The sequence below is a fragment of the Acidobacteriota bacterium genome (genome assembly GCA_026393675.1).
GTDB lineage: Bacteria > Acidobacteriota > Vicinamibacteria > Vicinamibacterales > JAKQTR01 > JBAXOX01.
Window position 1 is genome coordinate 1 of sequence record JAPKZQ010000027.1, and the last position, 21,581, is coordinate 21,581.

The 21,581-nt window shown below is 64.5% G+C and carries 16 protein-coding genes; 8 read left to right on the top strand and 8 right to left on the bottom strand.

Annotation, left to right across the window (positions count from 1 at the left end):
- The first annotated feature begins 302 nt into the window (after nucleotides 1-302).
- The 4 genes from NT151_07350 to NT151_07365 all read left to right on the top strand — a co-directional run bounded on the left by NT151_07350 (nucleotide 303) and on the right by NT151_07365 (nucleotide 6,652).
- Nucleotides 303-1,640 (top strand): serine hydrolase, encoded by a 1,338-nt coding sequence (locus tag NT151_07350; GenBank protein ID MCX6538730.1) that lies wholly within the window; start codon nucleotides 303-305, stop codon nucleotides 1,638-1,640.
- A 117-nt stretch (nucleotides 1,641-1,757) separates the two neighbouring features.
- Nucleotides 1,758-3,905, top strand: a complete 2,148-nt coding sequence (locus tag NT151_07355) for a prolyl oligopeptidase family serine peptidase (GenBank protein MCX6538731.1) — start codon at nucleotides 1,758-1,760, stop codon at nucleotides 3,903-3,905.
- A gap of 364 nt (nucleotides 3,906-4,269) precedes the next feature.
- The gene (locus tag NT151_07360) at nucleotides 4,270-4,521 is read left to right on the top strand and encodes a PEP-utilizing enzyme (protein MCX6538732.1); all 252 of its coding nucleotides are present in this window, start codon (nucleotides 4,270-4,272) and stop codon (nucleotides 4,519-4,521) included.
- Between the two features lie 361 nt (nucleotides 4,522-4,882).
- Nucleotides 4,883-6,652 (top strand): metallophosphoesterase, encoded by a 1,770-nt coding sequence (locus NT151_07365; protein MCX6538733.1) that lies wholly within the window; start codon nucleotides 4,883-4,885, stop codon nucleotides 6,650-6,652.
- Between the two features lie 56 nt (nucleotides 6,653-6,708).
- Here the strand turns inward: NT151_07365 and NT151_07370 are convergent, their stop codons facing one another.
- The gene (locus tag NT151_07370; protein ID MCX6538734.1) at nucleotides 6,709-8,133 is read right to left on the bottom strand and encodes a carboxypeptidase regulatory-like domain-containing protein; all 1,425 of its coding nucleotides are present in this window, start codon (nucleotides 8,131-8,133) and stop codon (nucleotides 6,709-6,711) included.
- Between the two features lie 299 nt (nucleotides 8,134-8,432).
- On the opposite strand from NT151_07370, the gene NT151_07375 reads away from it, so the two are divergent.
- Nucleotides 8,433-10,085, top strand: a complete 1,653-nt coding sequence (locus NT151_07375) for an alpha/beta hydrolase-fold protein (GenBank protein MCX6538735.1) — start codon at nucleotides 8,433-8,435, stop codon at nucleotides 10,083-10,085.
- A 640-nt stretch (nucleotides 10,086-10,725) separates the two neighbouring features.
- Here NT151_07375 and NT151_07380 read toward each other — a convergent pair.
- Entirely contained in the window at nucleotides 10,726-11,013 is a 288-nt protein-coding gene (locus NT151_07380) for a DUF2442 domain-containing protein (GenBank protein MCX6538736.1), read from the bottom strand.
- A gap of 3 nt (nucleotides 11,014-11,016) precedes the next feature.
- Nucleotides 11,017-11,286 carry a DUF4160 domain-containing protein gene (locus NT151_07385; GenBank protein MCX6538737.1) on the bottom strand — a complete coding sequence of 90 codons (270 nt, stop codon included), beginning with the start codon at nucleotides 11,284-11,286 and terminating at the stop codon, nucleotides 11,017-11,019.
- 556 nt (nucleotides 11,287-11,842) lie between these two features.
- On the opposite strand from NT151_07385, the gene NT151_07390 reads away from it, so the two are divergent.
- Complete coding sequence (locus NT151_07390) at nucleotides 11,843-12,496, top strand: thioredoxin domain-containing protein (GenBank protein ID MCX6538738.1); 654 nt, start codon at nucleotides 11,843-11,845, stop codon at nucleotides 12,494-12,496.
- Between the two features lie 96 nt (nucleotides 12,497-12,592).
- Here NT151_07390 and NT151_07395 read toward each other — a convergent pair whose 3' ends face one another.
- Complete coding sequence (locus NT151_07395) at nucleotides 12,593-13,186, bottom strand: type II toxin-antitoxin system RelE/ParE family toxin (protein ID MCX6538739.1); 594 nt, start codon at nucleotides 13,184-13,186, stop codon at nucleotides 12,593-12,595.
- Between the two features lie 24 nt (nucleotides 13,187-13,210).
- On the bottom strand, nucleotides 13,211-14,506 hold the full coding sequence (locus NT151_07400; protein ID MCX6538740.1) for an ATP-binding protein: 1,296 nt from the start codon (nucleotides 14,504-14,506) through the stop codon (nucleotides 13,211-13,213).
- Nucleotides 14,507-14,781: 275 nt separating this feature from the next.
- Between NT151_07400 and NT151_07405 the strand changes: the two genes are divergently transcribed.
- Nucleotides 14,782-15,777: a hypothetical protein gene (locus NT151_07405; GenBank protein MCX6538741.1), complete on the top strand. Its 996-nt coding sequence runs from the start codon at nucleotides 14,782-14,784 to the stop codon at nucleotides 15,775-15,777.
- A gap of 179 nt (nucleotides 15,778-15,956) precedes the next feature.
- On the opposite strand, the gene NT151_07410 is transcribed toward NT151_07405, so the two are convergent.
- The 3 genes from NT151_07410 to NT151_07420 all read right to left on the bottom strand — a co-directional run bounded on the left by NT151_07410 (nucleotide 15,957) and on the right by NT151_07420 (nucleotide 18,905).
- On the bottom strand, nucleotides 15,957-16,490 hold the full coding sequence (locus NT151_07410) for a CHRD domain-containing protein (protein ID MCX6538742.1): 534 nt from the start codon (nucleotides 16,488-16,490) through the stop codon (nucleotides 15,957-15,959).
- Between the two features lie 235 nt (nucleotides 16,491-16,725).
- Nucleotides 16,726-18,516: a glutamine--fructose-6-phosphate transaminase (isomerizing) gene (gene glmS, locus NT151_07415; protein ID MCX6538743.1), complete on the bottom strand. Its 1,791-nt coding sequence runs from the start codon at nucleotides 18,514-18,516 to the stop codon at nucleotides 16,726-16,728.
- Nucleotides 18,517-18,581: 65 nt separating this feature from the next.
- A complete protein-coding gene (locus NT151_07420; protein MCX6538744.1) occupies nucleotides 18,582-18,905 on the bottom strand; it encodes a Rho termination factor N-terminal domain-containing protein in 324 nt (107 codons plus the stop codon).
- A 138-nt stretch (nucleotides 18,906-19,043) separates the two neighbouring features.
- On the opposite strand from NT151_07420, the gene NT151_07425 reads away from it, so the two are divergent.
- Entirely contained in the window at nucleotides 19,044-21,353 is a 2,310-nt protein-coding gene (locus NT151_07425) for a GH92 family glycosyl hydrolase (GenBank protein ID MCX6538745.1), read from the top strand.
- Nucleotides 21,354-21,581 lie beyond the last annotated feature (228 nt).

The window sequence follows — 21,581 nt, forward strand, 5'->3', positions numbered from 1 at the left end:
CCGTAGAAGCCCGCGCCCCACAAGGCCCTTGGACCGGCGACCGAAGACGCTCGCCGGCCCACAGCGCCCACAGGCGTCACTTTAGCGAAAGCGGTCAGATCACTTGTCAAACACAAGCGGTCAATTCACTTGTCAATAACATACCATGTTGGCGTCGGGCCCCGGGGAGTCCCTTCGGGCGGGCACCGCCGCCTTCGCCCGCGGCTACGGCGTGCCAAAGGGGGGGCCGCCCCTACCGGGAATCCATGGAGTCGTAGGGGCAACCCGCTGTGGTTGTCCAACGTCATTCGGGAGGAGTTGCCATGACCGCCAAGCGTGTCCTGCTGTCGATTCTGCTGGTCGTTGGCCTGGTGCTGCCGTCGTCGGCGCAGATGATGCCGGCCGCCACGCCGGACCAGGTCGGCCTCTCTGCCCAGAGGCTGGATCGCATCAAGGCGGTCATGCAGGACTACGTCGACCGCGGCCGCATCGCCGGCGTCGTGACCGTCGTGGCGCGGGGCGGGAAGATCGCGGTGTTCGACGCGTACGGCCGGATGGACATCGAGCGCAACCTGCCGATGCGCAAGGACGTCATCGTCCGGATGGCGTCGATGTCGAAGGCCGTGACAAGCGTGGCGGCGATGATCCTGGTGGAAGAGGGCAAACTCCAGCTCAGCGAGCCGGTGTCGAAGTACATCCCCGCGTTCAGACAGACCACCGTCGCCGTGCCGCCGCCAGTCGGCACGCCGGGCAGCGGCCGGTACGGGCTGGTGCCTGCCAGACGCGAGATCACGATTCGCGATTTGCTGACGCACACCGCCGGCATCTCCTACGGCCAGGGCAACCCGGCCGAAGCCCAGTACAAGGCAGCCGGCATCCTCGGATGGTACCTGGGTGACCAGAAGGACCCGATCGGCAGGATTGCCGAACGGCTCGCCGGGCTGCCGTTTGATGCGCAGCCGGGTGAGAAGTTCGTGTACGGGTACAACACCGACATCCTCGGTGCCGTCATCGAGAAAGCGTCCGGCATGACGCTCGACCAGTTCTTCCGGACCCGGGTGTTCGAGCCGCTCAAGATGGTCGACTCGAGCTTCTTCCTGCCTCCCGGGAAGAAGGACCGCCTGGCGACGGTCTACTCGGCCAGGGCCGACGGCCTCGTGCGCGCACCCGATCCAGGCGCGGGCCAAGGTGATTACGTCGAGGGGCCGCGGGCCTGCTTCTCGGGCGGTGCGGGCCTGCTCTCGACCCCGATGGACTACACGCGCTTTCTGCAGATGCTGCTGAACGGCGGCGAGTTGGAAGGTGTGCGGATTCTCGGGCCGAAGACCGTCGAGTTGATGACGGTCAATCATGTCGGCTCGCTCTACTCCGACGACACGATGGGCTTCGGCCTCGGCTTCGAGGTGATCGAGCAGATGGGAAAGGCCGGGCGCTATGGCAGCGTGGGCACCTACGGGTGGGGCAGCGCCTATTACCAGCGGTACTTCGTCGATCCGCAGGAGAAACTGATCGCCGTGTTCTTCTCGCAGCTCGTGCCGGCAGGCGGTCTCGATCTCGACAGCAAGTACCGGACCCTTGTCTACCAGTCCATCGTCGGACCGGTGCCGGCCGAAGCGACGGCGAAGCCTGCTGCCCGGCCCGGGGCCGCGATAAAGCGATAGCACGCGGCACACGACCGGATTGCGACGGCGCCCAGGTCATGCTGTTCGCCCCGGCTGCGCCGCGGCGATGTCATAATGTCCGTCTGACCCGAGCGCCACGCCTGTTGAGGGATATTCATGAACGCACGCGTCTTTGTCCTGCTCTTGCTTATGTCCGTGACGATCACCGCACAATCCGGAACCTACAAGTACCCCGACGCGAAGAAGGGAGCGCAGGCCGACAACTTCTTCGGCACGACGATCGCGGATCCCTACCGCTGGCTCGAGGATGCCGACGCGCCGGATACGCGGGCGTGGATCGAGGCGGAGAACAAAGTCACCTTCGGGTATCTCGACCAGATTCCGGAGCGCGCGCGCATCGAGGCGCGGCTCACGAAGCTCTGGGACTATGAGCGCTACAGCGCCCCGTCGCGCGAAGGCGACTGGTACATCTTCAGCAAGAACACAGGCCTCCAGGACCAGGCGGTCATCTACAAGACGAAAGCGATCGACGCGGCACCCGAGGTGCTGTTTGATCCGAACACGCTGTCGGCCGACGGCACCGTAGCGCTTGGCGAGAAGTCGTTTTCCGAAGACGGCCGGTACATGGCCTACTCGATCGCGGCGGCCGGGTCCGACTGGCAGGAGTGGAAGATCCGGGAGGTGGCCACCAACAGGGATTTGCCGGAGACGCTCAAGTGGTCGAAGTTCAGCGGAGCCGCCTGGCTGAAGGACGGATCCGGCTTTTACTACAGCCGGTACGACGCGCCGAAGGACGGCAACCTGCTTCAGGCGGTCAACAAGAACCAGAAACTCGTCTTCCACAAGGTCGGCACGCCGCAGGACGCCGACCTGCTGGTGTACGAGCGGCCCGACAAGCCCGACTGGGGTTTTGCCGCCGATGTCACCGATGACGGGCGATTCCTGCTGTTGTACCAGACCGAGGGCACCGACAACCGCAACAGGATCTTCGTGCGCGATCTGAAGGATCCCGTCGGCAAGATCGAGCCGTTTCTCAATGACTTCGACGCGGCCTACACCATCGTGGGCAATGACGGCGACATGTTCTACGTGCTCACCAACAACGGCGCACCGCGGTACCGGCTGGTGTTCATCAACCGGAAGAAGACGGCCGCCGACGCGATGACGGTGATCCCGGAGGCGCGCGGCCGGGACGTACTCGAGAGCGTCACGATGATCAACGACCAGTTCGTGACCATCTGGATGACCGACGCGAAAAACGCGCTGCGTGTCTACGAGACCGATGGGTCCAACCCGATCGACGTGACGCTGCCGGGGATCGGGTCGGTCCCGGAACTGCGCGGGCGTCGGAAGCACAGGGAAGCCTTCTACGCGTTCACCTCGTTTACGTATCCCATCACCATCTACCGCTACGACCTCGTGAAGCAGACCAGCAGCATCTTCAAGAAGCCAAGCGTGGATTTCGATGCCAGCCGGTACCAGACCGATCAGGTGTTCTACACGTCGAAAGACGGCACGCGTGTCCCGATGTTCATCACGCACGCGAAGCGGATGACGAGAAACGGCCGCAATCCGACGGAGCTGTATGGGTATGGCGGATTCAACATCTCCTCCATGCCGACCTTCTCGCCGGCCACCGCCGCGTGGCTCGAGATGGGCGGCATCTATGCCGTCGCGAACCTCCGTGGCGGCGGCGAGTACGGCCAGTCCTGGTACGATGCGGGCCGGTTGAAGTTCAAGCAGAACGTGTTCGACGATTTCATCGCGGCGGCCGAGTACCTGATCCAGGAAAAGTACACGTCCACGCCGAAACTCGCGATCGCCGGGGCCAGCAATGGCGGCCTGCTGGTGGGCGCGTGCCTGACGCAGCGGCCCGACCTGTTCGGCGCGGCGCTGCCGGCGGTCGGCGTGATGGATATGCTTCGCTACCACAAGTTCACCATTGGCTGGGCCTGGAAGTCCGACTACGGCGACCCCGACATGAAGGAAGGCTTCGAGATCAACATCAAGTACTCGCCGTTGCACAACATCAAGCCCGGCACGAAGTACCCCGCGACGCTCGTGACCACCGCTGATCACGATGACCGCGTCGTGCCGGCGCATAGCTTCAAGTTCGCGGCGACGCTCCAGGCCGCGCAGGCGGGGACCGCTCCCGTTCTGATCCGGATCGAGACGAAGGCCGGCCATGGGGCGGGCAAGTCCACGACCAAGCAGAAGGAAGAACGGGCCGACATGCTCGGGTTCCTGGTCAGGGAACTGAAGATGTCGCTGCCGCCGACGTTTGCGCCGGCGGTGGCGAAGTAGCGCTGGCGCGAGCGGCGCACCTACTCGGGAGTCGGGATTCGGGGTTGAGGATTCGAGCGTCGGGGTTCGACTCCCTCTCTCTCCGCCAGGTTCTCCCTTCGTTTTGTGTGCCGCCCTGAGTGGGCTCCAGGTCTTCCGCCTTTCGAATCCTGGATTCGGCTTACAGAACGACACCGACTGCCGTAGACTCTAGCCGCCGGTCTTGATTCCGAGCCTCTTCCGCATTTTTGGTTTCCGCCTGAGCCGTTTCATGCCGGAGCACGCCCGAGCCGAGACCGGCACTCAGATACGTGGAATCCCCGTGAGTCCGGGACGCGTCACCGCAGCGGCTTCTGTGATTGGCTCGCCTGAGGAATTCCGTTCGATGAAAGCCGGCGGGATCCTGGTCGCGCCAATGACGGCTCCGGCTTGGACTCCCCTCCTTGCCATGGCCAGTGGTGTCGTGACCGACGTGGGCAACCTGCTCTCTCACACGTCCATCGTCGCCAGGGAGTACGGGATTCCCGCGGTCATCGGAACCGGCATCGCCACCCGCCGAATCGCCAATGGCCAGATCGTGACCGTCGATGGTGACCTCGGAATCGTCACGCTCGGTGAACCGGCGCCCGAGCCTTAGACACGCTCAGTCACCGATCTTCGACTGTCGTCTGTGCGCCTGTGATGGTCCTGCATCCAGGCAGTTGTCCGGGTTCAGGAGATCGCGAGGAATCGCGCGATCAAAGCCGGGACGTCGTGGCGGCGGGAAGAGATCATCACGACGCATCCGGTCTTCCAGTCGGCGTCGGGAGTGCGATAATACGTCTCGTGTGCAGTGTGCCCGTGTCGGCGCTCCTCTTCCGGCCGCTGCGAGGCCGGAATCGCTGTCTGAGAACGGACGTTGTGTTGCGTCGCGGCCCGGTGGAGCGCTACTGCCACCTCTCGTCCGATTCGATTGTGCGTGAGGCGTACGCAGGGCCTGCACTGCTGCACGTGCAACCATGAAAACGACCATCCTCGCGTCAACAGCGCTGTGCGCCTCACTCCTTCTCGGCTCGGCCCACCCTCCGCCTCCGGCGTCCGACTTCGAGTTCGTCGTGATTGGCGACACCCGCCCGCGCTTCCTCAGCGAGAACTTCCGCGTGTTCGAGGGGCTCATCCCCAAGATCAACGCCTTGCGGCCCGCATTCACGATCAACTTGGGAGACTTGATTTACGGCTACGGGCCGCGTCCCAAGGCAGGGCAGTGGGACAAGTACCAGCAGGTGATCCGCCAGTTCGCGGGCCCCTACCACCAACTGCCTGGCAATCACGACACCTATTCCGCGTACGCTCGTCGCGTGTATGGGCAGCGATTTGGGAAGTTCTATGAGTCGTTCGACTATGGCGACAGCCACTTCGTGCTGCTGGACAACGGCGAGGAGGGCCAGTGGGGTGAGATCGGTCCGGTTCAGCTGGATTGGCTGAAGAACGATCTGCGATCCACGCGAGCGACGTCGATCTTCGTCTTCATGCACTTTCCGACGTGGGAGCAGGACCGCGTGGTGCCAAAGTACCACGTGTTCTGGCGGGACACCCTCCATCCACTGTTCCGCCAGGCGAAGGTCAAAGCGGTGTTCGGCGGCCACTTCCACTGCTATGGACCGTCGCGCGAGTTCGACGGTATCCGCTACTTCATTACCGGCGGCGGAGGTGCCGAGCTCCGGCCCGACTATCGCGATGCGGGTGGCGAACACCACTTCGTGAAAGTTCGCGTCTCGGGCGGTCGATTCGAGGTTCGGGTCATGACCGATCGCGGGGAGTTGCAGGACGTCGACGCCGATCTGATGGGCGGCTTCCTGTTCGCGGAGCAGAACACATCCCGGATTGGCATCGTGCGGGGCACACAGGATCTGAAGCAGGGCGTGCGATTTGAGCTCCAGCTTGCAAACCCCTACGCGGAGATGCTCTCGGGGACAGCGGCCTGGAACTTCGAGCCGAGCCAGTTCGAGATAGTGCCGCGCAACCGCGTGATCCACGTGCCTGGAGGAGGGACCATCAGGCTGGCATTCACGTTCAGAGCGCTGCGCGACAACATGGCGCTCGACGCGATGCCGTGGGTCAAATTCGATCTCTCTGCGGGGCCCCACCGGCACCGATTTCACCGGGTCCTGCTGTTCCTGCAATCGCTATCGGCCGGGTTTCGCGTGAAGCCTCCGGTACTCGATGGAGATCTGGCTGACTGGGCCGGGGCGCCAACACTCCGGGTCGGCACCGGGGCATCGGCTGCAGTGATCCGCGCGGCCAACGGTCCAGAGACCCTTTACCTGGCGATTGACGTACCCGTTAGCGATGAGCCCCTGAGTGACGACTCCGCCTTCAGCGACGCGCTGCAGGTCGGGTTCGCGCGCCGCTCGGGAGAGACCGACTTCGGAGGCGAAACGCTCCGCGTTGGGGTTGAGGCTTCGGACGGCAACGCGCAGGTTGGCGACCGTACGCCTGGACGCCGGTTCGGGGCGCCGCTGCCCGGCGTGAAGACTGCGGTCAGGCGCGATGGCAGCCGGAGGACCTTTGAGATGGCCATTCCCACCAGGCTGCTGGGGCGCGCAGATCCTGGCAGCACGACGAGCGTGGTGCTGAGCCTCTCCTACCCGTTGCCGGCGAGCGCGACCAGGCCAGGGGACGCAGCAGCCGAGCCAAGTCCGAATTCCCTCGCCTACCAGGTTCGCTACGGTGGCGACGTGCTCGTCCCGGTCCATTTCGTCGAGTTGGTCCTCGGCCGGAGGCGCTGACGCCGCTTTCAACAAGCCCTATCGCTTCTCCGCCTCCGGCCGCGCGGGTGTGAGACTCACTTGGCCACGGGTGGCTTCAGTACCAGCCGGAGCGGTTCGCCGGCGCCTTCTGGCGCATCGAGTTGGAGCGTCGTCTCCGACACGATGGCCCCCTGCTTGTCGCGCAGCGTGGCGCGTAGGCGGTACGCGTGGCTGCTGTACAGCGTCAGGCGGAAGCGGCCGTCTTCCTTGGTGAACATGCTTCCGGCGGACGCCCCCCAGTTGTTGACCGCCACGACCTGGGTGCCGACGGCCGGTTGCCCGTCCATCCCAACGACACTGCCTTGCACGATCGTCTGGGTCAAGGGCGCGGGCAGCGTGAGGTTGCCGATCTGGACTTGCTCTCCGCGTTGAAGCTCAACCACCGCTGCGTCTTCGAGCGCCGCGACGCCTGGATAGAACATCCGCGGATACGGATGGTCCGAAGCGACATTATGATCGAGGCTGACGCCCACCACGTACCGGCCCGGCGGCAGGTTCGTGAACTCGAACGACCCGTCCGCGCCGGTGACGGCTTTTCCGGAGAAGAGGTAGGACGGCCTGCTCCGTTCTCGTGCCGCGTCTGCACGCCGGACCTCGTCAACAAGGGCTGCCAGTACGACGACGCCGCCGACCGGGCGTCCGCCCTCGACGCTGGCGAAGCCGGAGATGCGGCCGTTCGATTGAGTCGAGAAATTCGCTTCCGCGCAATCGCGCGGACCGTCGATGACCACCGCCGACCGGACCGGCGTTTCGTGAACGGGTGCATGAGCGTCGGCGTAGTCGACGCGCGTCGCAGCCAGATGTCCTTGCAGGACGACGCTGACGTCGTAGCTTCCGGGTGGGAGTCCGGTGAAACGATAATGCCCGCTGGCATCGGTTTTCGTCTCTCGGCGGGTCCCCATGCCTTCGACCACCATGGTGGCGTCCTTGAGTGCTTCTGGCTTGAACGACGGGGAGAGGCCTCGCTCGGTGAACCACACCACGCCGTAGACGAATCCCCCTGATGCCGGTTGCGAGAGACTCTCGAGGAAGGCGATGTCTTCGGCGGCGTCTTTGAGTGGTCGCGTCCGCAAACACGCGCTTGTACGCAGCGTGGCACCGGTTTCCGACGGTTCCGCCCATATCACGTACCGCTGGTTGATCTCGAAGGGGAACTGGTCCTCGACCCACCGGCCGGGACCCCCAAGCGTCACTATGTCGACGGCGGTGACGTTTTTCAGTCCCTTCCAGGTGCGTTCCACGCGGACGTGGACCAATTGCGCCAGCATCGAACCAAAATACCGATCCGGATACTCGTCAATCGGCGTGATGCGTTCCACGACTCCCTGGAAGATCACCGGCACAGCGGCGTATTGGCGGCATGGTGTGCCGAGATTTACGCAGAGAGCGGCGGCATCGGCGGCGGGCACGACGAGGATGGCCAGCAGGACGATCAGTGGCGGAAGACGCCAGTGTTTCATGACCTCACTCCTGTCGTGCTGTCGTGTCGCGACGCGACGCGGAGCCAGCACGATGAGGCGCCACCCGGGGGAGCTGCCCAAGCGTCGCTCAGCGCCTGCTTATCATAGCAAACCTACGAATGATAACCTTGGCGCTGGGCACCCGGCCTGCATTGTCAACGGGCACGGAACGGGCAGATGCCAGCACCGACGATACCGACTGGAAAGCAACAGAACATCAGGAATCTCCTCGTCGGCCTGGCCTGCGCCACGCCGATCGTTCTTCCGGCAACGGCAGCCATGCCCGTGCGAGGGAAATCATGAAACGTCTTGCGTTGGCAGCAGTACTCCTGCAGTTGCTCGCCGCTCCCGCGTTCGCCGGCGCACCGCCCGCCAAGGGGCTGCGCGTGCGCATCTCGTTTCCCGCGTCCGCGCACGCCGCGCCGATCACGGGACGCGTGTATGTCGCGCTGAACCGGGCCGACGCCCCGACAACCGGCCGCGGCGGGGGCGGCGGGCCCATCCAGCAGGCCGGCTCCACCGGCGCGCCGCTCGTTGGCCTGAACGTCGAGAATCTGAAGCCCGGCGCCATCGCCGAGATCGACGCCACCGTCTTCGGCCACCCGGTCGCCAGCCTCAACGACGTCCCGAAGGGCGAGTACCTGGCGCAGGCGTTCGTCAACGTCTACACGAAGTTCGACCGAGCCGACGGCCACACCGTGTGGCTCCACATGGACCAGTGGGAAGGGCAGAACTGGCGGCGGTCGCCCGGGAACCTCTTCTCCGCGCCGAAGCGGGTCGTCATCGACCCCCAGGCGACGGATCCGAAATCGCTCGTGATCGATCTGGTCTGCGACCAGGTGATTGCCCCGATTCCGGACCTGCCGGACACCGACTACGTGAAGCGCCTGAAGTTCAAGAGCCAGATCCTGTCGAAGTGGTGGGGGCAGCCGATCTACGTGGGCGCCACCGTGCTCTTGCCGAAGGACTATGACAGACACCCGGAGGTGAAGTTTCCCGTGAACTACTCGCAGGGGCATTTCTCCACCCGGGCACCGGGCGGTTTCGGCACTGGCGGCGCGTTCGACAAGCTGTGGCTGGCGGAGGACACGCCGCGGTTCCTCTACGTCACGTTCCAGCATCCCACGCCGTACTACGACGACTCCTACGCCGTGAATTCGAAGAACAACGGGCCGTACGGCGACGCGATCATGAGCGAATTGATCAAGGCCGTCGAGGAGCGGTTCCGCGTGATCCGCGAGCCGTGGGCCCGCAACCTCTCCGGCGGATCGACAGGCGGCTGGGAGGCGCTGGCCTTGCAGGTGTTCCACCCCGATTTCTTCGGCGGCACGTGGGCCAGTTGCCCCGATTCGGTGGACTTCCGCTACCACCAGATCGTCAACATCTACAACGACGACAACGCGTACTTCCTGGAGCGGCCGTGGACCAGGATCGAGCGGCCTAACACGCGGTCGCCCGACGGCAACATCTCGTCGATGATGAAGGACGAGAACTGGTTCGAGCTGGTCGCGGGCGATCGCTCGCGCTCAGGGGGCCAGTGGGACATCTGGGAGGCGACCTACAGCCCTGCCGGCGCCGACGGCTATCCGAAGCGGATCTGGGACAAGAAGACAGGGAAGATTGACAAGCAAGTCGCGGCCTACTGGAAGGAGCACTTCGACTTGCGAGCCATCCTCGAGCGCGACTGGAAAACGCTCGGGCCGAAGTTGGTGGGCAAGATCCACATCTACGTCGGCGATGACGACTCGTACTACCTGGACGACGCGGTAGAACTGATGGAGAAGTTGCTGGAGTCCACCCGGACGCCCTACTACGCGGGAAGCGTCACCTACAAGCGCGGCGCGCCTCACTGTTACAGCCCCGGGGCGAAGGAGTTGCTCGACGCGATGACGCAGCATATCGAGCGCACGGGCCCGGCGGGCGCGGACATCACGAGCTGGAGATACAAGTAGTTGCGGGGGCGCGCAACGGTCGCGCGGGGCGGCATCACCCTCTCTCGGCCCCCGCCATTCAAGTCGTCGTGCCGCGCGACTGGCAAAGTCTGCCATCGTCGCGGATTGGGCGACGCTCACGCGCCGTGTTCGGGTACGACGTCCTGGCGTGCCCGCGGTGCGGACGACCCACGCGTCTGATCGCGTTGATCGAGCAGGCTGACGTCGTGCAGCGCATCCTGCGCCACGTCGGACTGCCAACCGAGGTGCCGCCCCTCGTCCCGGCTCGGGGCGCCCTGAGCCACGGCCGAAGGGCGGAACCGGCGCCTGCTCGATCCCCGCCACGCCTGTACGAGACCCCCGACGCCGAATGTCGAGACAACGAACTCCCCTACGACCCAGCCTGTTGACCTTCAAACGGAGCGCATCGTGCCTGACGTGTGCGCCGCGGCAGACGTCAGGCCCAAATCGAGGCCCAAATCGACCCTTGCAAACCGAGCCAGACCAGCGATAATGTGCCCCGTGTCCTGTGTGTCTCGAATCAGCGACCCGTGTCGGGCCGCCCGGACCGCGGCGTCAGTGTCTGAGAACGGGCGTTATGATCACGCCCCGAAAGTCCGCCATCCCGGGGAACTGCTAATCCATCCTCTTGTCGTAGCCATCACCGGTCGAGAGCGGCGATGTCATGTGGATGGGACTCGCTGGGACAGGGTCTCCCGCGGTGCGAATCCTCATATAGGGTGTCCGGGCAAATGTCCTGATCGTGGGGCCAGACGACGGTTCCGCCTGCCGCTACGACCTGACGGAAGTACGCGGGATCACGCAATTCCTTGAACACCCCGAAGTCAAGCAGGGGAGAGCAATCGTAGATCCCCACTTCACCGTTGGTGAAATGAAGTCGCAGTCGATAACTGCTCTCTGGAACAACCGATGTCACTCGTGGATTCATGGCCTACCTCAGTGGCTCAATCTTGTACGGCTGCTGGCCACTCGCGGCGAGTTCCCAGTCCGCGATGAGTTCGTCACGGTGAATCTCAATCCACGCCAGCACGAGCTTGAGCCTATTGGCCGGGATCGAACCTTCGAGAATCTCGCCTTCTGGCAGGGTCAAGACGACTTCGTGTTCCTGGTACTTCACATGAATGTGTGCGACCTTGTGTCGCCTGTTGTCAGCGAAGTACATGGAGACGATGATGCCGTAGAACATTGAGATCACTGGCATCGTGCCGTTCCTCCGGTGACACGCCAAACGCGCTGAATGAGTCGCGCGGGCTTCACGTCTCCGGACCCAAGGGGACCGACTCGTCTGCCCGTGCCGTCTCCCCTAGCCTGCCCACCTATTCTACGACTTCCGAGCGCAAACGTTCGGTGCACTGTCCGGAGCCGGGTGCACGCCTCTCGAGTGTCGCTGCGCGGCCGTCCCAACGCCGCGGTCAGGTGTTCCACCCCGATTTCTTCGGCGGCACGTGGGCCAGTTGCCCCGACTCGGTGGACTTCCGCTACCACCGCGGGAAGCGTCACGTACAAGCGCGGCGCGCCTCACTGTTACAGCCCCGGAGCAAAGGAGTTGCTCGACGCGATGACGCAGCACATTGAGCGTACGGCGCCGGTCGGCGCGGACATCACGAGCTGGAGATGCAAGTAGGCGCGGGGGCGAGGGTGAGACGCCTTGGGGATCCGCCCGACGAGGTCGATGTTCGCACGCCGGTTGGGCACGGCCGCGCGCGACGCTGGCCGTGGTGACCGCGGTAGAATAGGCCGCCCCCGAGGATAGCCCGATGGTGTGGTGTGGCCGGCTCGCCGTGACTCACGTGCTCGCGATCGCGCTCGCTTTGGCCGCGACGACCTGCGGGGGCAACCCGGCCCGCTCCACCGGGCTCGGGCCCAGTGCGACGTCCCTCCTCCCGTCCGTGGCCGTCATGCTCGCCGACAAGGTGATGGGCAGTCCCGCTGCGGGGGTGACGATGATCGAGTATTCGTCGCTGACCTGTCACTACTGCGCGTCGTTCCACCTGGAGACACTGCCACAGATCAAGGCAGCCTACATCGACACCGGCAAGGTGCAGTTGGTCTACCGCGACTACCCGTGGGACAACGCTGCGATGTCGGCGGCCATGGTGGCCCGATGCTCCGGCGATCGCTACTTCACCGTGCTCGACCTGTTGTTCCAGGCGCAAGCCACCTGGGCGGGCAGCGCGAATCCCACCAGCGCGATCAAGACCGTGGTCGCCCAGGCGGGGATGACCGGCGCGGAGATTGACGAGTGTCTGGGTCTCACCGATCTGCGCAACGGCATCACCAACATGAAGACAGCCGGACTGCAGCAGTACGCCGTCACCGGCACGCCGACCTTCATCATCGGGTCGCAGACCATCGTGGGAGCGCAGCCGTTCGCCATCTTCGACGCCGTGTTGAAGTCCCTCACGCAGTAGCGGCAGCCAGGCTCCGACTCCGACCGCGGAGGATCAGTCCGCGGCGGTGCTGTGTCTCGAGTCAGTAGCCCGCTTCGGGCCGCTGGGAACGCCGCGTCAACGCCTGAGAACGGCCGTTGTGTTCACCGCCGGGAGGCGGTCCGCCCTGGGAGGTCGCTCATGCCTCCTATCGTCATCTTCGCGTCGCCCTATTCGAAGCGCTCCGGCCATCGGCGGGCGCCGTGCAGGACGGCCAGAATCTCGATGCCGTCCTTCACGATAAGCCACGACAAACGGCGTGCCAGTGATGACGAGCTCTCGTGTGCGAGGCACGCGACCGCTACGGCCCATCTGCGGGTGGCGTTCCAGCACCTCGATGGCCGAAAAGACCCGGTCGACGGCGGCGTCAGCCGCCGTCGAGCAGCGGTTCCGCGTGATCCACTGTTGCCACGCGTGACTGCAGAGTGGAAACGGGTACGTCGTCGCGCGCCATCGCGGACCGGACCCGGACGGATACCGCGCGCAGTTTGTCCGGCTGGTCGATCTCGCCGAAGGCCTGGAGCGTGCATCCCGGCCCGTGCAGCGGTAGTCACCCGCGGGAAAGGATGCGCTGCGCGTCCTGCGACACCGGAAGTAGCAACGGTCAGGCAGACCGGTTGATCGACCCGACGGCCATCGCGGCAGCAGAAGCTGCCGCGGCTGTACACCCAACTCGGCCTCGCCTGACGCCGAGTGTCATCGCCTGAATCCTCGTCGGCTCTGTTCGAGCAACCAGCGCCACGCGGGCCGGGCCTCGGGTATCGCGGACTTCAGAGCGGGCGACAACTCGTGATAGAGCAAGACGCCTTTCGCGCGCGTGGCGCGTGACTTTCCCAGCACGATCGATCGCCGCTCTCGTCCGACCGTGTCGGGGTCGGACAAGCTCCAGCAGGTGTTCCAGAACGACTTGCCGTCTTCGTCGCACAGATCCACCTCGCCACCATTCGCGAAGTAGTAGAGGGTGCGTCGTTGGCGCCGCAACTGGAGAAAGACAGTTGTTTCCAGCTTGTGACCAACGTCCCGGTCCGGATTCCCCTGGAACGCCGCGACCAGGCCCGGGTCGATCACGTGGAGCTTCTTGGGATTGTGCGCCTGCTTTCGCAACGACCGTTCCTGTCTAGGCAGCAGGAACAGGAGGTAACTGTCCTCCAGGTAGCCCAGATATTCGTGCAGGGTGTTCTTCGACACGCTGAATCCCAGCGAGGCGAAGTCGCGGTGGAGTTTGCTCACGTTGACCAGCGAGGCCGTGTTCCGAAACGCGAAGCGCAGCAACTCGCGCATCAGCGTCTCGTTGCGCACACCGTAGCGCTCGACCACGTCGCGGTAGAGCATCAGCGACGCGTATTCACCGAGGATCAACGGACGCATGGCCTCGTCTGCCAACACCACCTCCGGGAAACCGCCCCACCTCAAGTACTGCTCGAGAGCGCCACGCACCACGCTTTCGCTGTCCGGATGCGACTTCTGCCAGACGATGCCCCGGAAGTCCAGAACCTCGGCAAAGCTCAGCGGGAACACTTCCAGCGTGACGCTCCGGCCCCGCAACGCTGTGGAGAGGTCGCGAGTGAGCAACTGCGAGGATGATCCGGTCACGAACACCTCGACATCCTCGGTGTCGTGCACGCGGCGGACCCATCGTTCCCATCCGGGTGCACTCTGTACTTCGTCCAGGAAGAGGTAGCACCGCTGGCCGATGGTTTCGGGGAAGATCTCGCGATGGCAACGCAGAACCAGATCGAGGTCCTCGGCTCCCAGGGGCTGGAGGCGGTCATCCTCGAAGTTCAGGTAGATGAGCCGGTGCCGCCCGACGCCTTGCGCCAGCAGCCGCTGGATCGTATGGAAGAACAGGAACGTCTTGCCGGAGCGCCGCACCCCGGCGAGGCCGATCACTTTTCGCGATCCGATGGGCAACACCAGATCCCGCGCCCGGCACTCGGGCAGCGGCCGGGCGACGAACTGCCTGAGCACGTGCTTCAAATTGTCACTAGTCACAGTGACAGTATCGTATTAGTTATCCCTTCATGCAAGGATAACAATTGACCCTCCATCTCCTGCCGGCCCCTCGGAGGTATGACTCAACGCCGCCGCACCTCGTCGAGCGCCATCCAGCCTCATGTACGAGACAGCTTATAATGAAGGCACAGACACCCAACTCGGGGAACCACTTCGGCCGTAGTGGCGGTGGTGTGGCCCGATTCCCAAACGCGACAGTCATGGGAAGGTGGGTCACGAAGCCCGGAGGCGATCCGGGAGGAGGACAATCCGATATGCGAACTCGCTCCATAGCGCTGCTGAGCGCGATTCTCGTGCTGGCCTCGACGCTGGGCATGAGCGCCGACGTGAAGTCGCAGCAGAAGACCCAGATCAAGCTGGAAGGCATCGCCGGCAGCGTCGCCGGGATGTTCGGCGGCAAGGCTGCTAAAGAAGGCACGCTCACCACCATTGCCATCAAGGGCAACCGCCGGATGTCGACCATCGACAACACCGCTGAGTTGATCGATCTGGATGCCCAGAAGGTCTATCGTCTCGATCTGCGCGGCAAGACTTACACGGTCCAGACCTTCGACGAGCTCCGCGCCGCGTTCCAGAAGACCACGTCCAAGGGGCAGCCGCAAGCCGCCAGCGAGAAGTCCGATGGTAAGCAGCCGGAGATGGAGTTCGATCTCGACATCAAGAAGACCGGCCAGCAAAAGCCGATTGCGGGCTTTTCCTGCGAGCAGGTCATCATGACGCTCACGATGCACGAAAAGGGCAAGACCGTTGACGATGCGGGCGGCATGATCATCACATCCGACATGTGGATGGCACCCAAGAACCCCGCGCTGCAGGAGAACATCGCCTTCGAGAGGCGATACTTCGAGAAAGTCTATGGAGACCAGGCCGCTCCATCCGGGCGCGACCTGGCGCAGGCGATGGCCGTGTTCCCCGGGATGCAGGCGGCCTTGGCGCGCACCCAGAAGGAAGGCCTCAAGCTCGATGGCACGCCGATGCTGACTACGGTGACGGTGGCTGGCGCGTCTGGCCCCGAAGGCTCCGACGCGCGGGCCGATCAGAACCGTGGCGGCGGCGGCGGGATCGGCGGCGCGTTAGGTGGGCTGCTCGGACGGAAGAAGAAGACCGAACAGCCGGCCGAAGGTGCGGCAGGCGGAGCGGGCACGAAGACGCGCGCCACGATCATGACGACCATCACCGAGGTGCTGTCGATTGAGTCGGCCGTGGCCGCGGGGGACGTGGAGATCCCGGCAGGATTCAGACAGAAGTAGCGATCACCCTTCGACCCGAGTTGTGTTGCGCACCACACGGTCATTTCGCAGCGGTGACGAAGCGGGCCACCGCGACGCCGCCGTCCGCAACCCAAGTGAGCTCAGGGTATAGACAGGAACAGGCCGGGTCGCTGATTGAGGCGATCCGGCCTGCCCACCACTCAAGAACGCTGGCGATTCTACTGCTTGACCAGTTGCCCGCGCAGCACGCCGTTCGGGTTCAGCCCCGAGTACAAGTTGAAATAGTACCCGGATGGGTTGGCGAGAATCCCGCTGGCGGCGGTCGACGTCACGCTCACGCCCGAGATGGTGATCAGCACCGTGCCGGTCGGGCTCAGAATCGGAGCCGCCTGGGTAATGGTCGGCAGCGGCACCACCGGCGCCCCGAGCGTGCCGGCCGCTCCCTGGTGGATGTAGGCCGCCACGATGGCCGATCCGTTGTCGAGCGGATACGGGAGCACGCCCGACTTGACCAGTCCTTTGAGTGAGAGGGCGAAGCTCGCCGTGTAGGCGCCGTCAGCCGCTGGCGTCAACGTTACCTGGAGCGATCCCGTCGCACCAGCTTCGAGAGAACCCGCCGGCGGCACGTTCGAGGTACCCGCCAACTGGGCCACCAACGTGACCACACCAGACGGCACCACCGGGTTGATGCTCTTGTTGCAGCCAACTGCAACCAAACTCATCGCGCACGCGAGGACGGCAAGGCGCTTCATCGTAGGGGACCTCCTCAAAAGCTGTGTCTAGAAAGACGAATCATACACGAGGCAGGGCCGCACAGGCCACCGGATATCGCGTGGGCCGTCAACTTGCGTGCCCTCTATCAGTTACGGCGGATACTGGCCGCCGCGGCGATGAGCGCATAGGTGACGTAGGGCCGTCCGCCAGGATTCGGCGTGTCACTGAGTCCTTCGATTCATGAGGTCGGCGACGAACTTATTCACTCAGGACTCAGTCGACGGTCAGCGTCTTGCTCAGGTTCCTCGGAAAGTCGGGGTCGTGCCCCCGCGCGACGCTCATCTTGTACGACAGCATCTGCAGGGGAATTGTCGCCAGCAGGGGATTCACCAAGGCCCCGGCGGCCGGCAGCGGCACGACATCGTGTGCGTTGCCGCTCAGCCGGCTGTCAGGCTCCGCGATGGCGATGGCGTGTCCGCCTCTGACCGTCACCTCGTTGATCGCGCTGATGAGCAGCGGCACATCGTCGGGGCCGACGACGAAGATGACCGGGTAGCCCTCGTCGACCGCGCTGAGCGGACCGTGCTTGAACTCGGTGCTCAGCATGCCCTCGCAGTGGGCGTATGTGATCTCCTTGAGCTTCAACGCGCCTTCGAGCGCGATGCCGTAGGTCAGGCCAAAGCCGAGCGTGTAGAGGTCGCTTCTCGAATTGACGCTGGGCAGCACGCGGTCGACGTCGGCATCGGTGGAGGCGATCGTGTATTCAAGCAGGTCCGGCACCGTCCGCAGCGTCTTGGTGTCGTGGCCGCCGATGCGCATGGCCAGATAGAGGAAGGCGAGCACCTGATTGAGAAACGTCTTGGTCGCCGGCACGCTGATCTCATACCCGCACGCGAGCGGCAGGTAGGCCTGCGTGTGGTGCGCCAGCGACGACCCCAGCACATTGAGCAGACCCAGGCATTGTGCGCCCGCGCGCTCGGCCACATCGAGCGCGCTGAGGACGTCCTTGGTCTCGCCGCTCTGGCTCACGAACACCACGACATCGTCTTTGGAGAGCGTGGGCCCGTACTGCGCCACGAACTGTGGGGCCAGTACCGGCACCGCGGACCGGCCGGCGAGCCGGGCCGCGTAGACCGCCCCCACCATCCCGGCGTGGTAACTGGTGCCGCAGCCGATGTAGTAGAGATGCTGCGCGGACCGCATGGCGGACGCCATCACGTCAACGTGGCGCGACGCATCGAACAAGTGGAGCAGTTCCCGCGCGACGGCCGGCTGCTCGTGGATCTCCTTGAGCATGAAGTGCGCATAGCCGCCCTTGACGGCCGCGTCCATGCCCTGCGTGAACACTTCGGGATCGCGCTCGACGCGTGCGCCGTTGGCCATGCTCCAAAGGCTCACGCCGTCGGGTTCGAGTACGACGATTTCGCCGTCACGCAGGCGCACAATGCGAGTGGTCAGCGGCAGCAGCGAGGGCAGGTCGGACGAGCAGCACGTAAAGCCGTCGCCCAGACCCACGACCAGGCCGGAGCCCTTCTTGAAGGCATACAGGCGATCGTCGTGGACCGAGGCGATCACAAACGCATAATCGCCCTCGAGCACGTGGTAGGCGCGGCGAATTGCCTCCACCATGTCGAGGCCCTGATTCACGTACCGCTCGACGGCGTGCACACAGGATTCGCCGTCGTTGGTCGAGCGGACCGTCAGGCCCTCGGCGATGAACTCCTGCCTGAGCGCGACGTTATTGACGACATTGCCGTTGTGCGCGCCGACCATGTCGCCATCGCTGTCGAGATGCGGTTGTGCATTAACTTGCGACGGGGCGCCAAACGTGGCCCAGCGAAGCTGCACGATGCCCCGGCGGCCTCGCAGTGCCGAGAAGCCGAGACGCGGTGCGACCTCATCAACTTTGCCGACATCCTTTCGCAGATCGATATGGCCCGCGCGATCAATGGTGGCGGCGCCCACCGAATCGTAGCCGCGGTAGGAGAGCCGTCGGGCCGCGCCAAGCAGCGTCTCGCCCAGAGGTTGGTCATCGCGGGTGACGATTCCGAAAATTCCACACATGGCCCGTTAGTCTACAGCGGGATCGCTGGCAGCAGTAAGCAGAACTGACAGGCAGAGCCGTCGGTCTACACCGTGTGTTTCTTGATCTGGCGGTCCAGGCCGTGGATGTGCGCCCGGATCGCCTGGAGTGTCGCGTGGTCTCCCGCCTCGATGGCGACATCCCGCTCCTTCTTGAGGACGCGGATGCGGGCCTTGAGGGCGGCCTTGTCGATGCCCACCACATCATGGTGCTCGTGGATGGCGATATCCAAGGCCTTGCAGATGGCGACCAGCAGATGCTCCTTGTTCATCTGCGAGTACCCCTGCACGGCGTCATGCTGAATCTCTTTGGCAATCTCGCGCAGATCGGCGACCGTCTTTTCCTTCAGTTCGTGATACGTGTGCGCCATGTCGATGAACCCCCGATTCGCGGCCGTCCCGGCTCTGTGGCCCCCGTGGCTGTCGTGCGGCTGGAGAAGTCAGCGCATTCTACATCCGTTCGTGCCCGCCTGGCCCCCGTTACACTAAAGTAGCGGGGTGAGGACGCCATGGTAACCAGACGAGATCTGCTCAAAGGCGCGTGCGCCACGGGAGCCTTGTTGGCCGTTGGGCCGGCCGCTGAAGGATGGCAACAGGGGAAGGAGGCGCCCGTGCGGACCGACGAGACACGCGAGAAACTGGCTCAATTTGTCGACCCGTTCATCGGGACCGGGGGCCACGGCCACACATTCCCCGGTGCCGTCGTGCCGTTCGGGATGGTGCAACTCAGCCCCGACTCCGGCAAGCAGGGGTGGGACTGGTGCGCCGGGTACCACTACTCCGACACCGAGTTGGCCGGCTTCAGCCATACGCACTTGAGCGGCACCGGGATTGGCGATCTGTGCGACATCCTTGTGACGCCGCTTCTGGCGGGTCCGGTCATGCCAGGCGATCTCCGGCTGCCGTTCTCCCACGACAAGGAACGCGCCACGCCGGGCTACTATTCTGTCGAACTGCCAACCGACGACATCCGCGCCGAGTTGACGGCCACCAGGCGCGTCGGCATCCACAAGTACTCGTTCCGCCGGTACATCCCGGCGCGCCCGCCGGCACTCGTGTTCGACTTGGGCTTCGCCATCAACTGGGACCAGCCGGTCGACACCCAGTTGACCATTGAAGGCCCCACGACGATTTCCGGCTATCGCTTCTCAAAGGGCTGGGCCAAAGACCAGCGCGTCTACTTCGTCGCGCGGTTCTCGGCGCCGATCTTCACGTGGCTCGTCGGAGCCGACGGCGACTTCTCGAACGAGCGCAAGCAGGCGCAAGGGACGAAGGTCAAGGCCCTGCTGCGATTCCGCTCGCGGCCCGGCGACCCGATCATCGCAAAAGTGGCCTTATCGCCCACCAGTGTCGACGGCGCCCGCCGGAACCTCGACAAGGAAACGCCAGGATGGGAATTCGACGCCTACCGTCGCGATGCCGAAGAGGCGTGGGATCGCCGGCTCGAGCGTGTCCGGATCGAGACCGCTGACAAGGCACGCAAGACCGTCTTCTACACAGCGCTCTATCACTCGATGCTGGCGCCCAGCGTCTTCTGCGACGTCGACGGGTCATACCGCGGACCCGACGGCCAGGTGCATGCCGGCACGAAGTTCCAGAACCACACCGTGTTCTCGCTGTGGGACACGTTCCGTGCGCTGCACCCGTTGCTGACCCTCACCCAGCCCGAGCGGGTCAACGACCTCGTGCAGTCGATGATGGCTTTTTCGCGCGAAGGCGGCCTGCTCCCGGTGTGGACCCTGTGGGGCAACGAAACCAACACGATGATCGGGTACCACGCCGTGCCCGTGATTGTCGACGCGATCATGAAGGGCCTGACCACCGTCGATCGCGGCGAGGCGCTGGAGGCGATGAAGGCGAGCGCCCTGCAGGACGGGCGCGGCCTCAAGTGGCTCAAGCCGCCGGAGACGCGCGGGTACATTCCGGCCGACCAGGAGACCGAGTCGGTGTCCAAGACGCTCGAGTACGCCTACGACGACTGGTGCATCGCGCAGTTGGCGGCCAAGCTCGAGCGACCCACCGATCGGAGGCTGTTTGAAACCCGGGCGGGGTTCTACAAGAACGTCTTCGATACCTCCACCGGCTTCATGCGGGGACGACTCAAAGACGGCAGCTGGCGAACCCCCTTCTCTCCACGATTCTCGGAACACGAGAAGAGCGACTTCACCGAGGGCAACGCCTGGCAGCACACCTGGTCGGTGATGCACGATGTGCGCGGCCTCATCGGGCTGATGGGCGGGCCCGACGCCTTTGTGCGCAAGCTCGACGAGCTGTTCGATCAGCCATCCATCATCGAGGGCAGCAACGCGTCGCCGGATATCTCCGGCCTGATCGGGCAGTACGCGCAGGGCAACGAGCCGAGCCATCACATCGCCTATCTTTATGCCTACGCGGGCGCGCCATGGAAAGTGGCCGACCGCGTCCGGCAGATTTGCACCACGCTCTACAAGACCGGCCCCGACGGGTTGTGCGGCAACGAGGACTGCGGCCAGATGTCGGCGTGGTACGTGCTCAGCGCGATGGGGTTCTACCCGGTCAACCCGGCAGAGGGCATCTACGTGCTCGGCGCGCCGCTTCACGACAAGTCCACGATCGAGCTGGCAGGCGGGAAGTCGTTCGACATCCAGGCGGCCCAACTGTCGAGCGCGAACCGGTACATCCAGGGCGCCACGTTGAACGGCCAGCCGCTCGATCGCTGCTGGATTCGCCACGAAGAGATTGCGGCCGGTGGCACGCTTCGCCTGACCATGGGACCGGAGCCAAATCGCAGTTGGGCCAGTGCGCCTGACGCGGCACCGCCATCGATGACGAAGGGATAGTGGACGGGAATCGGGATTCCCGCCTTCGCCCCGAGTTGCGTCAAAGGACTTCGGCGTGGCAAGCGAGCTTGGGGATTCGCGTGAATACCTGGGAACGCCGGGCTCCAGCCCGGCCACGCTGGAGCGTGGCGATCCGTGCGCCTGTAAGTGTGCCATGACCCGAGAGGTGCAAGTCCTCTCCAGGCAAACGCTCTCCGGCCTGAAGCCGACGATTACTGCGCCGCCGCG